9 protein-coding genes are annotated in these 12,973 nt (G+C 51.4%); 6 read left to right on the top strand and 3 right to left on the bottom strand.

Annotation, left to right across the window (positions count from 1 at the left end; all coding sequences use genetic code 11):
- The first annotated feature begins 54 nt into the window (after positions 1–54).
- The 3 genes from dapA (at position 55) to AB8Q18_05170 (ending at position 3,250) form a co-directional block, all read left to right on the top strand.
- A complete protein-coding gene (gene dapA, locus AB8Q18_05180; GenBank protein ID XDZ52448.1) occupies positions 55–918 on the top strand; it encodes a 4-hydroxy-tetrahydrodipicolinate synthase in 864 nt (287 codons plus the stop codon).
- 107 nt (positions 919–1,025) lie between these two features.
- On the top strand, positions 1,026–2,333 hold the full coding sequence (abaF, locus tag AB8Q18_05175; protein XDZ52447.1) for a fosfomycin efflux MFS transporter AbaF: 1,308 nt from the start codon (positions 1,026–1,028) through the stop codon (positions 2,331–2,333).
- A 122-nt stretch (positions 2,334–2,455) separates the two neighbouring features.
- The gene (locus tag AB8Q18_05170) at positions 2,456–3,250 is read left to right on the top strand and encodes a helix-turn-helix domain-containing protein (protein ID XDZ52446.1); all 795 of its coding nucleotides are present in this window, start codon (positions 2,456–2,458) and stop codon (positions 3,248–3,250) included.
- A 99-nt stretch (positions 3,251–3,349) separates the two neighbouring features.
- Here AB8Q18_05170 and AB8Q18_05165 read toward each other — a convergent pair whose 3' ends face one another.
- Together AB8Q18_05165 and AB8Q18_05160 are read right to left on the bottom strand one after the other, a co-directional pair.
- Positions 3,350–3,976, bottom strand: coding sequence for a glutathione S-transferase family protein (locus tag AB8Q18_05165; GenBank protein ID XDZ52445.1), 627 nt, complete (start codon positions 3,974–3,976; stop codon positions 3,350–3,352).
- A gap of 74 nt (positions 3,977–4,050) precedes the next feature.
- Entirely contained in the window at positions 4,051–4,761 is a 711-nt protein-coding gene (locus AB8Q18_05160) for a helix-turn-helix transcriptional regulator (GenBank protein ID XDZ52444.1), read from the bottom strand.
- Between the two features lie 258 nt (positions 4,762–5,019).
- On the opposite strand from AB8Q18_05160, the gene AB8Q18_05155 reads away from it, so the two are divergent.
- The 3 genes from AB8Q18_05155 to AB8Q18_05145 all read left to right on the top strand — a co-directional run bounded on the left by AB8Q18_05155 (position 5,020) and on the right by AB8Q18_05145 (position 9,916).
- On the top strand, positions 5,020–5,553 hold the full coding sequence (locus AB8Q18_05155) for an RNA polymerase sigma factor (GenBank protein XDZ52443.1): 534 nt from the start codon (positions 5,020–5,022) through the stop codon (positions 5,551–5,553).
- Positions 5,553–6,557, top strand: coding sequence for a FecR domain-containing protein (locus AB8Q18_05150; protein XDZ52442.1), 1,005 nt, complete (start codon positions 5,553–5,555; stop codon positions 6,555–6,557). Before AB8Q18_05155 ends, AB8Q18_05150 begins: the two co-directional genes overlap by 1 nt.
- Positions 6,558–6,658: 101 nt before the next feature.
- Complete coding sequence (locus tag AB8Q18_05145; protein XDZ52441.1) at positions 6,659–9,916, top strand: TonB-dependent receptor; 3,258 nt, start codon at positions 6,659–6,661, stop codon at positions 9,914–9,916.
- A 105-nt stretch (positions 9,917–10,021) separates the two neighbouring features.
- Here AB8Q18_05145 and AB8Q18_05140 read toward each other — a convergent pair whose 3' ends face one another.
- Positions 10,022–12,898, bottom strand: coding sequence for a TonB-dependent receptor (locus AB8Q18_05140; GenBank protein XDZ52440.1), 2,877 nt, complete (start codon positions 12,896–12,898; stop codon positions 10,022–10,024).
- Positions 12,899–12,973: the final 75 nt, after the last annotated feature.

The raw sequence follows: 12,973 nt of genomic DNA, 5'->3' as shown, positions 1-12,973 counted from the left end.
ATTCAAGCAATCTATAAAAACAATAAAAACCCCAATAGTTACAAGGAGAATCGTATGAATATTCAAGGCATTTTAGTCCCATTGGTCACCCCTTTTAAGGCCGATCACAGCCTAGACGTTGACACCCTAAAAACATTGACCGAAGCCTTCATCAACAAAGGCGTCACGGGCTTAGTGGTGTGCGGCACTACGGGGGAGTACTACACCTTAACTGAACAAGAGCGTGAAACGGTTTTGACCACGGTTGCTGGCATCGCCAAAGGCCGGGTCACGCTGGTTGCCGGCATCAACGACTTGTCCACTGAAGGTGCCTGTCAGCGTGCCCGCCAGGCTCAGACCCTAGGCTATGAAGGCTTAATGCTGGCGCCACCGCCTTATAGCCTACCTGACCAAGCCGGCGTGATCGCCCACTACGAAACCGTGGCGGCGGCCACCGACTTACCCATCATCATGTACAACTTCCCTGCCCGCATTGGCCTGAGCATCGACTATGAAACCGTGGTGCATTTGGCCCAAAACCCAAACATTATCGCCATCAAAGAAAGCAGCGGCGACTTTAGCCGTGCCCTACGCTTACTGCAAACCGAATGGACAGATTTTGAAGTGGTGTGCGGCTGCGACGACCAACCGCTAGACTTTTTCTTTTGGGGCGCTAAAAGCTGGATCGCCGGCGCAGGCAACGTTTTTCCAGAAGAGCAAGTGGCTTTATTCAACGCTGCCCAGGCCAACGACTGGGCGCGCGCCCGAACCATCATGCAAAGTATTTACCCCGCCATTTATTCAATGGAGTCTGGCAACTACAACCAAAAAGCCAAGCTAGGCTGCCTAAAAGGGCAAATCGATGTGGGCCCCGTACGCCTACCCCTATCCCCATTATCGGCAGCACAAGCGGCAGAATTCATGGCCTTTTTTAAATAAGCGGACGCGGCATCATCTTAACGTTCGCTACGGGCATCACACCATAAAAACCAGCCCTAGCGACGATTCACTGAACAGAGAAACTAAGAGAAATAAGGAGAATACTCATGGAAAAACATGATTCCAAGCAGCTCAAAACGGCTGTAGCCGCCTCTACAGTAGGCTCAATTGCCGAATGGTATGAATTCTTTCTATATGGGACGGCATCGGCCTTGGTCTTTGGCGAGCTGTTTTTTCAACAAACAGGCAACGCCATCGATGGCATTTTAGCAGCCTTCGCGCTGTATGCCGTGGGCTTTTTGGCCCGGCCTTTAGGCGGTTTGGTGTTTGGTCATTACGGCGATAAATATGGCCGTAAAAAACTGTTACAGGTCAGCTTGGTGATGGTTGGCATCACCACCTTTTTAATGGGCTGTATTCCCACCTTTAGCAGCATTGGCTATTGGGCCCCCATCCTCTTGGTCACTTTGCGCTTGATCCAAGGCTTTGCCTTTGGCGGCGAATGGGGCGGCGCGGTGATTTTGGTGTCCGAACACAGCCCTGCCGACCGACGTGGCTACTGGGCCAGCTGGCCGCAAACCGGCGTGCCCTTAGGCAATATGGTGGCGACCATCGTGCTCTTGGTGTTGTCTAACTCATTGTCACCAGAACAGTTTATGGACTGGGGCTGGCGCGTGGCCTTCTGGTTCTCTGCCGTCGTGGTCTTGATCGGCCTATGGATCCGTAAAAACGTAGATGATGCACCGGTGTTTAAAGAAGCTCAGGAAAAACAGGCCAAACTAGAGAAGCAACAGCTAGGCGTAGTGGAAGTATGGAAAAACCACAAACGCGCCATTGTGGCCGGCATCGGTGCACGCTTCGCCGAGAACATCCTCTACTATATGGTGGTGACCTTCTCGATCAGCTATCTTAAGCTGGTGGTGCATAAAGACACCACGGAAATTCTCACCTTGATGTTTGGCGCCCATGCGATTCACTTCTTCTTCATCCCCATCATGGGCCATCTAAGCGATAAGATTGGGCGTAAACCGATTTACCTAACCGGCGCCATCTTGACCGCATTCTGGGGCTTTATTGGCTTCCCGATGATGGACACGGGCAATGACTGGTTGATTATGTTGGCCATCATCATCGGCTTGTTCATTCAATCCATGACTTACGCCCCCTACTCAGCCTTGATGACGGAGCTGTTCCCGACCCACATTCGCTATACGGCGCTGTCGCTGTGCTATCAGGTTGCCCCAATCTTGGCTGGCTCTTGGGCCCCACTGATTGCCTTAACCTTATTAAAGGAATACAACAGCTCAACACCGATTTCGATTTACTTAATTGGTGCCAGCGTCATCTCCATCTTCTGTATTATGTTGGTGAAAGAAACCAAGGGGAAAACGCTGACGTTTGACAAAGCGGAGTAAACCCGCAACCACCATCTGAACGGCCAGCAGCCTTCTGGGCTGTTGGCCGTTTTTATTCACCCTTTGCGCGACGGCCGTTTTCTCTTATGATGAACCTTTTCCCTAACCCCCCAAAAAAAGTCATGAAAATAGACAATCTGTTTGATTTTCAACTCCATCACGACTATTACGAAGTAGACGACTTAACCACGTTTTTAAAGCACGTGCGCCTGCTCATGCCTTTAATCAACCAATTAGAAAACATCACCTTTTTTATTAAAGACACTCAGGCCAAATACCTATTGGCCAATAATAATTTGATTGAAAGAGCCCACCAAACCGAATTAAGCGCCTTGATTGGCAAAACCGCGGAAGAGATTTTTGGCGATGAATTGGGCAGCGCCTTCACCCAGCAAGACCTCGACGTCATGAACAACCAGCCGTTAATCAGTCATTTAGAACTGCATTTATACCAATCAGGCTTTCCAGGCTGGTGTATGGCCACCAAAATCCCGCTATTGAATTCATCGCAACAGGTCATCGGCATGATCGGCATCGCCATTGACTTACAAGAACCAAAAGAAAACCGCCCCAAGCTAAATTCCAAGCTGAGCCTAGTGGCACAATACATCAGTCAAAACTTAAACCAGCCCATTGCCATTGATGAGCTGGCCCACATTGCCGACCTTTCGGTCTCTCAGCTTAATCGGCAGTTCAAACATATTTTTCACATGTCGCCCATGCAGCTGGTCAACAAAAAACGCTTCGAGCTAGCCATTACGCTTCTGGCCAACCACCATTCCATCACCGACATTTCCGTTCAGTGCGGCTACACCGACCACAGCGCCTTCAGCCGTAAATTTAAAGAGATCACCAACCTCACCCCCAGCCAGTTTCGTAAAAAGCTGCACGCCCAAGCGGCGCTGTGGCATAAATAGGCTTAGCATAATACGGTGCTGACCAGCCCTAGCTGTCTTCTGGCCATAAAAAATACTGGCACGAAGCCAGCATTTTTTATGCGTCAATCAAAGCGTCACTCACAGGCCCATCTGTTGCCCTAAAGCCTCATTCTTACTTTGTGCCTCAATAAAGGCTGGTCTGGCCGTGACCCGCTGTAAAAACTGGCTCAAGGTGTCATTTAAAACCACCACATTTTTATACTGCGCCCAGGCCAGCAAAGCCGCCAACAGAATATCTGCCGCTGAAAAATCAGCGCCTAATAAATAAGGCTGCTGGCGTAAGACATCGGTCACCTGCTGCTCTAAAACGGCAAACTCTGGGTAACCCAAGGCAAAGCGCATGTCATCCGTGACTTCGATCTCAAACATGATGTCGGTTAGCGCTGGTTCAAATTGATTACACAAAATAAACAGCCATTTGTAATACTCACCGCGCTGCGCCTGGCCAATAGCTGGCGCCAACCGTTTTTCAGGGTGTAAATCGGCCAAATAAGCCACAATGGCTGCGGTTTCACTGATCACCGTGTCGCCATGCACCAAGGTCGGTACCTTACCGGCAGGGTTGATGGCCAAGTAGGCGGCCGACTTCATGTCGCCTCGAAACTGCAGCGCCGTCACCTCGTGCGCTTGTGCGCATTCGGCCAGCATCCAAGAAACGGTCACGCCACGAGAATGGGGGTGGGTATAGAGCATCATGTCTGACATTGAAATCCTTTCATGCATCAGGTTGGGAAAGGCTCAGTATATGAATCATCACTGTCAGAACCTGTCAGTAGCCCTTAATCATCGAAATAAAAATCTTGGCTGGGGATGCCCGTCTCCTGAAACCATTGCTGCAATAAAAAGGTGCGCGCAGGCTGATAACGCTCGTCCAGCCGTTGTAAGCCCTGGATGCGATCAATACGGAAATTACGAAACGCCTGCCGCGTCTCACACCAAGCGATGATCAGGCGCACTTCATTGAAATAGGCTAAAGCCACTGGATAAATCCGCCGCTGGCTGGGGCTATTTTTTAAATCGACATAGTCTATGGCCAGCACATTTTGTAGATCAATGGCGTCGCGGATCAACGGGGTGAGGTTTTTTTCCTGGGCTCGATGCAGATACTCGCTACCCACTAAAACGGGCGAGGCATCCATGGCCTGGCTAGACGCTGCTGGCACCACCTGCTTGATTTTATGAAACAGGTTTTTAGCTGCCGCCACCAAATCGTCGTCGGCATGCCGGCACACCCACCGCAAGCCCAACACCAGCGCTTCTAGCTCTTGGCCGCTTAGAGTCATCGGCGGTAAAGACACATCGGCCACCAGAACATAGCCCAAGCCAGCTTCGCCCTGAATCGTCACGCCTTGATCGCGCAGCAGTTCTAGATCGCGATAAACGGTGCGCACACTGATTTTAAGCTCATCCGCCAGCGTCTGAGCGCTCACTGGATAGCGATAAGCCCGCAGTAGTTGCAACAGCTTCATTAATCGTTCGGTTCGATTCATCGTTTGCTTCAAGCACCTGAGAAACCCACATTGTACCTAAACGCAGGCGCATGAGCATTGAAATGGTGGGTAGACAAGGCCTGCGTCACATTCTGGCCACTGAATTCAGAGCGGCTGTGTAAGGCGATGCGTGGACACAATGCCACAGGCGCGTACTTAAATCAGCCCCACCCTTCATACAGCCATTTACTTTCAGCCAAATAAACATATAATAACAATTCTCATTCTCATCAAATCACTGTAATTTTAAAGTACACCATGGCGATCAACACTTCTGTAATGTCCCTGCAAGACTGGGATCAGTTTTACCGCACGCACGCCAGCTGGCTGCTGGCCCTGATACGCCGCCAAAGCGGTAATCACCACGTCGCCCAAGACATTACTCAGGACACCTTTATCAAGGCCATGGTTTTGGCCACCACCAAGGCCTGCGACTCGGTACGCGACAATCCGCGCGCCCTGTTAAAGCTCATGGCCAAACAGATTTTCATCGATAAAATTCGCCGCGACGTGATTGAGAAAAACTACTGGGAGCAGCTGTGCCTAGCGCACAGCGAGATGAGTGAAGACACGGTCGAAGCCCACGTCATGGTGATTGAAGCCTTGAGCTTGCTGTCGCAAACCTTAGAAGCCTGCGGTGAACGCATGACCGCTATTTTTAGCCTGTATTATTTTGAAGGCCTCAAGCAACAGGAAATCGCACAACGCCTCAGCTTGTCCATCACCACCGTCAAACGAGACTTAAGCCAGTGTTTGATGCACTGCTACAAACTACGCCACATGCTTGCCTAATGTCCCACACCGAACCCACCGAAGCCCAGATCGAAACCGCCATTGCTTGGCAGCTGGCCACCACCGAAGCGCCCCTGTCTGCGGCTGAAGCCGCTGCGTTTGCAGCCTGGCTACAGCAAGACCCACGCCATCAATTGGCTTGGCAGCGCATCCACAGCCTCCACGAGGCGGCCTCTTTGCCTCTGGCCCAAACCTCGATACAAGAAGTGGCGGCCCTGCATCAACAAAATGTCTTTGTGGCGGCCAAGCCTTATCTACAAACCTATATTGGACAGCGTAAAGGCCTGATTTTATCGCTGCTCTTGGTCGGCCTAAGCACCATGTATGCCCACCAGCAGCAATGGACAAGCTGGGCGCTGGCCGACTACCGCAGCGGTCGCCACGAAGTCAAAACCATTGCCTTAGCGGATGGTAGCCGCCTCACTTTGGCTGGCAACTCGGCCGTCGACGTGGCCTACGGCCCCGACCACAGAACCATTTACCTACGCAAAGGCGAGGTCATTGCCACCGTCGCCAAAGACGCGCAGCGCCCGTTTGTGGTTCACAGCACTCAAGGCAGCGCCACCGCTTTGGGCACCCAGTTCTCGGTTAAAGCTTGGTCAAAACAGGCGGTCGACGTCACCGTTCTGTCTTCTAAAGTGCGCGTATGTACAGCCAATGCCGCAGCCATTCCTTGCCAAAACTTGACCCAAAACCAAACCGTTAGTCTGTCTACACAAGGCCTCAGCACCGTCGCCAGCGTCGATGCACAAGCCCAGTTAGCCTGGCAAGATCAAATTTTGGTGGCCAACGACATGCTGCTGGCCGACGTTTTGGATCGCGTCAGCCAACAACAGCGTGGCCTCACCTATATCAATCGACAGGCGCTTGGCACTCAACGCATCTCGGGCGTATTCCCACTGAATGATGCCGCCCAGGCCTATGCCGCCATCCAAGAATTCTATCCTCTCCAGGTCAAACGCTACACACCCTATGTAACAGCCCTTTCAATAGAAAATAAATAACTAATATTATTAATCACTTATAAAATAAAATCCTTAAAAATGGGCGACTTCCCGACTCTGGTTCGTTTTATAGGGGTACGTTTACTCACTGAGGAAGTTTCATGACCCACACACACAAACAAAAAAAAGGGGCGGTTTTGCTGATGGCCAGCCTTTTAGCCATGGGCGGCGTCGATGCCAGCTATGGCCAAACGCCGAATGCGCAAGCAAAAACTTATCACATTGCCGCCGGCGACTTAGGCACGGCCTTAAACCGCTTTGCCCAAGAAAGCAATGTCACCATTGTGTTCGATCCGGCCACCACTAGAGGATTGACCACCTCAGGCCTATCAGGCGCCTATGGCGTCAAAGAAGGCTTAAGCCGCCTCTTAGGCCCCCACTCTTTGGCCATCAAGCAAAATGGCTCGGTCTACAGCATTCATGCCCCCAAAGGCTTTAGCCCTAAATCTGCTGCGCTGGCCACACCGGCCGCTGCGGCCCCTACCGGCGCCGACAGTGCCGAACTGGGTGTGGTATACGTGGTGGGCTCAAGAAACAATAAACGGGATGCGGCGGGCTACGATCGCGTCTACGATGGCCAGCTATCTACGGTGTATCGAGGCAAGGAAGAAGTAGAGCGCTTTAAAGGCGCAGCCCCTGCCGACGTGTTCAAGGGCATGGTCGGCGTCAACAGCGGTGATGCGCGCAACAGCGGTGCGCTAGACCCGAATATTCGCGGCATTCAAGGCCAGGGCCGAGTGCCCTTAACCATCGACGGCACCGAGCAATCGATTACCGTATGGCGCGGCTACAGCGGCGCCAATAACCGCAACTACATCGACCCCATGTTGATTGGCGGGATCTTGGTCGAAAAAGGCCCGTCCTTAACCCGAGGCGTCAACAGTTCGGTCGGCGGCGCCGTAGCCGTGTCGACGCTGAACGTTGACGACATCATCAAAGCCGATCAAGACTGGGGAGTAGACCTTAAGCTAGAGGCCAGCAACAATGCCGTTAAGCCACGACTACCCACGCTAGAGCAAGGCGTTAAGGTCAACGGCAATATTTATGACCCCAACTATAACTTCAATAAGTTTTTCGACTCGGCCGTGATGACCAATGCCAAGAAGCGAAATGACTTCAATGGCTTTGGGCAAGATCAAGCTTTTCGCATTGCCGCCGCCAAAAAATGGGAAAACGTCGACGTACTGGGCGCCTATGTGTATCGACATAAAGGCAACCATGTGTCGGGTAAAAACGGCGCTGATTATTACGCCGGTGAAGATCATGCCCCTGGCGCCACCGCCTATTGGGATGACTATACCAAGCATCTGGCCGAGATCTATAAGCCTGGCACCGAGGTACCCAATACATCAAATGAGATGCAATCCCTGCTATTCAAAACCACTTGGCGCCCTACATCAGATCAATCCTTACAGCTAGGCGTGCGCCACACTTGGTCGGAATACGGTGAGATTTTGCCGTCGCGCATTGCGTCTGACTATAAATGGGTGGAAACCGTTTTGAACGACCCACGCAACCCGCAAAGCTTTAAAGACTACATCCTCAATAATGTGGCGAATAAGTTTCCACAATGGCCGCTGAGTAAGCTACAAATGACGGCGATTAACCTAACCCATAAATGGCGGCCAGACGACAACCCCTACATCAATTTAGAGTCTAATGTGTGGACCACCAAAACCAATTTAGACACCCACACCGCTGGTGGCTACCCACGCGAAGACTATCCTGCTTATATGGGCAACCCAGAGTTGGCCAGCGTGGTGCGCAACACCTCGCTCACCAATTCAAAAGACAAGCGCTGGGGCCTCACCAGCAGCAATAAAATGCAGTTGGCCAGCAACCTAGATTTAACCATTGGCGGCAGCTACCAGCACGAAACGCTGAGTTCCAACGACAGCTGGTATCTAGACCCAGTGGAAAAGGAAGCGTTTGGCGCCTCGCCCTATCGCTCTATTCCACGCGAAGGCTGGCGTAAAGAGTGGGATTTAAACTTTAACTTTGAATGGCGTCCCACCAGCTGGCTTGAAATCAGCGCCGGCGCGCGCAAAAATGGTTTTTCAGCCTACGATGAACAGCTGAATCGTCAACGTCGGGCCAAACAAACGCGCTACGCCGACCCAGGCAGCCGTGAAATGGGCCTATCGTATGAGTTAGATGCACCGCAAAGCCTCATCGATGCGCAAAAGAACTACGACTACGCCCAGAAAGAATACGCCTGGGACGATCCGCGCATGTGGGACGCGATGAACCAATACTTTGGCGCCCAGCAAGACTTCAAAAATGAAATGAGTCAAAAAGGCCTCAACGTAGACGTCAATCGTGAATACGATGATTGGATCATTAAGGGTGACGTCAAATGGACGGAGCGCGATGATGGCCGCTTCCACCAAGAAGACAACCCCTTCCTAGACCCTACTTTGGTTGAAGCCGGCGCCAAACCTTATCGCCACCGTACCGTGCAGCTTTACCGCCAAAGCAATACCAATGACCCAAATCGCTTTAACGAGGTGCCCAAACAAAGCAACAGCGGCAGCTGGCAGCCAGTTATTGCCGCCACCGCATGGTTCACAGACAATGCGCGTATGTACGCTCGCTACGCCAAAACCCAACGCATGCCGAGCATTTTTGAATCCACCATTGGCTTCTCGGCAGGGCAAATCGTGCATAAGAACCTCAAGCCAGAAAAAAGCACCAATATCGAGCTAGGCTATCTGCATGACTTAAGCGAGCTATTAAAGGCCGATCGCTATGCCGACGTAAAGGTGGCTTGGTTTAAAAACACCATCAAAGACGTCATTGATCGGGACAATTACTTCAACCTCAGCAACCGAGAAAAACAAATCGTCAGCGGTCTAGAACTGCAAAGCCGCTATGACAACGGCCGCTTCTTTGCCGACTTCAGCGCGTCATACTTCTTAAACAATAAGGTATGCGATGCTTCTGAAGCCATTACGGTTGACCCCTACTATGGCTCGGTGGCCAGCTGCGTGAAAGATGGTTTTTACAACAGCTATTTACGCAATATGACGCCGCCTAAATACGCCCTTAATTTAACCTTGGGTGGGCGCTTCATGAATGAACGCCTAGAGCTAGGCACGCGTATCCTGCATCATGCTGGCTCTAAAAATACCGATAAGGAAAACTTTGGCGAAGCCGTGACCTGGGAATCCAGCGTGCCCATTCACTGGGGCAAGGTCACCACGGTGGATGCGTGGGTGAACTACCACTTTAAGAAAGACCTCAGCATCGAACTGGTCGGCACCAACCTGACCAACCAGTATTACTTAGATCCTCTTACCCGCTCTCACTTCCCTGCGCCCGGCAGAACGCTGAGGTTTGGCGTCAGCAAGAAGTTTTAAGCATTAGCCATCGCCCAGAGGCGTCACGATACGACGCCTCTAGGCTTTTTTGGGCCCAATAAAAACCGCCCATCAAAAGATGGGCGGCGGTACTGTTGCTGAAGCTTAAAACTTATGGCTAAACCCGAGGCGGTAATTACGCCCGGGTGCCGGCATCAACGTTTGCGCTAAAGGGTCTAGATAATAGCGATTGGTGAGGTTATCAATCGAGAAATTAAACGATGAACTGTCGTTAATCTGATAGCTGGCAAACACGTCCACCACCGTCACCGGCTCATACTTGATTTGGATGGTCGTTGTCTGCGCCTGCCATGATTGATTCAAATCGTGTAATGGCCCACTGGTTTTGGTCAGGCGCGTACCTAAAGTCAGCTTTTCATTTAAGGCACGTACCCCTGCGGTCAACACCACCGTTGTTTTAGGCGGATTTTGCGTGTTCACATACGAGCCTCTAAAGCCCCCATCGGTACAGTCGGGCACATAGGCTTCATACTGTCGTAAAAAAGCAGCCACGGTTTTGTCACAGGTTTGAGCTTTAAAGTACTTAGTGGCGGCTAAGTCGGCAAAAAAACCACCCGCATCATAGTTTAGCTGTAACTCCATGCCAGACACTTTAAAACTTTCACTATTATACATCTTCAATGAATCCGTATAGTAGCGGGCGATGTAATCATGAATATTGGTTTTAAAGTAAGCCACTTTAATATTGGCTTGATCATCAAAACGCAAGAAGTTTTGGCGATATGCCGCCGCACCGATCTCCCAGCTTTTCGAACGCTCGGGGCGTAGGTTTTGGTTACTCGGATCCACCCCAGCACCCATGCCCAATGTGGTTTCAAACAGGCCCGGTACGCGAATGGCTTCCTTATAATTGGCATAGACATGGGCAGATGGCAGCAGCTGATAGCGAATGCTGGCAAAGGGTGCAAATTCATCGCCGCTGTAGGTGAGCGGCTCTTCTGCCTCATAGCGATAGCCCAAGAAATCCCCCTCAATTTCGTCTCTATCCACGCTATAGCTCACCACCTTACCGCCGTAACGTTGCTCTAGCTCGGCTAAGGTATAGGGACCACCATAGGCCTGAATCAAAATATCCTTGCTGTCACCACTCATGATGCGCTCGCCTGGATTATCCTCAGCCCGATAATCGCCCTGCTCAGTTGCATACCACGCAATCGAACCCGCACGCGTGTAGCCATGTTCAGACTTAATGGTTAACCACACTTTTTTATACGGGTCATCCGAATACACGCTGGTACGGTTCACCATGCGGTTACGGTCTTTATTCTTAAACCGAGTATAGCGCCCGCCCACTTCTAAAGTGAGCTTATCGGTTGGCTTATACTGTAATTGTGACAAGAAACTGAGCTCTTTACGCTTGGCATCGCGCACATGCTGATTATTGTTGATGTCATCTTGAGTGATGAGGACATTATGCGGCCGAATGTCCTCTTCCAGATATGAGCCGCCTAAAGTCCACGTCAATTCGCCCCAGCGCGTATCAAATACGGCGTCGTTGGCAAAGTCAAACCCCCAACGCTGATTATTGAGGCTAGACCAACGGTAGTCGGTGCCGATCTCAGAGGTTTGTGACTCAGGCGCCACCGGACCTGCATTCATTTGCTTATTTTTCGCCTTGGTCAGCCACAGGTTGGCCTTAACATCTAGCCAGGAATGATCGGCAGAAACATAGCCATAGTTGGCGGTATAAGTATTCATGCGCATGCTGCCAATGGGCCATTGGGGAATGCGCTCACCATTACCGCGATACAGCGCCGAGCCCATAATTTCGCCAAACTCGCCATCGAAATACCGATAGGTCAGCGCCAAAGTTTGCTCATCTGTGGGCCTAAGCGTGGTTTTTAACAGCACCGATTCATTACTGTTCGAGGTATTCATGACTTCTTCATTGGCACGGTATACCCAATTGAGTTGAGGATAACGATCTTCGCCCTTTTTACCCGCATAGTAATTGCCTTGGCGCTGACGTGCATAAGCCGCCACGACGTCAAATCCATCACCTTTGTGCGCCACGGCTACACTACCGGAACGACCATGCCCGTCATTAAAACCACCAGGCATTTTGCCCACGCTGGCCATGCTGTCGTTTTGACCGATCTGGCTTAAGTCGACGCTGGTGCTGTTGCTCCACAGGTTTCCAGTTAGGCGCACGCCACTATTTTGGCCTTCTTTGACAATGTCTTTTACCCCGATGGTGTTCATCGCCACCACCCCACCGATGGCACCCGCGCCACCTGGCTTGGTGCTGGCGCCCTTCTCCACGGTGACCTCACTGATCAAATCAGCTGAGATATAGCTTCTGTTTTGAGTACCGCCATAGCCACGATAAGTTTCCAAAGCTTGCTGGCTACCGTCAACGGTTACCGCCACCCGTCCCATACCTTGTATGCCACGAATGTTTACGTCCAAAGCGCCGCCATTGCGGCTGTCGCCGGTTTCAACGCCGGCAATCCCGTTCAAAATATCAGACGGACTGACGCGAGAAAACCGTCCTAACTCTTGCTCGTTTAAATAAACGCTAGACGATGCGCCCTGATACACAGCATTCTGCTTATTCGCTGACGAACCAATCACCACCACATCTTCTAAGCGTGCCCCCTGGCCGGCTGCGGCAGACTCACCGCCAGCTGGCGACTCAGGTCGGGCTTGAATCGTGTACACGCCCTGACCACCCACCCACGTTAAAGAATGGCCTCGAAGTAATTGCGACAGCCCTGCTTCAAAACCATATGCCCCCTGTAGGCCGCTGGTTTTCAGGCCCTTAACGATGGCGCCATCAAAAGAAATCACCACGCCACTGTCGCGAGCAAATTTCTGAATCGCCGCACCCAGTTGGCCGGCAGGAATCACATAGCTATGGGTGATAGGCGTTTGAGCCTGAACCGTGGGGGACGGCCCAAGGGCCAATGCACCCCACACCACTAAGAAACTCATTTTTAGTTTGTTTTGCTGATCCAACATGTGTGCTACCTCATATAAAAAGCTCATACTTATTTAACGTTTGAGCCCACACAAGTTGTTCAGCAAAACGCCTTT

Source organism: Neisseriaceae bacterium CLB008 (genome assembly GCA_041228285.1).
Lineage (GTDB): Bacteria > Pseudomonadota > Gammaproteobacteria > Burkholderiales > Neisseriaceae > JAGNPU01.
The sequence above is the reverse complement of the archived record's forward strand: the minus strand, read 5'-3'. Positions and strand labels throughout refer to the sequence as shown.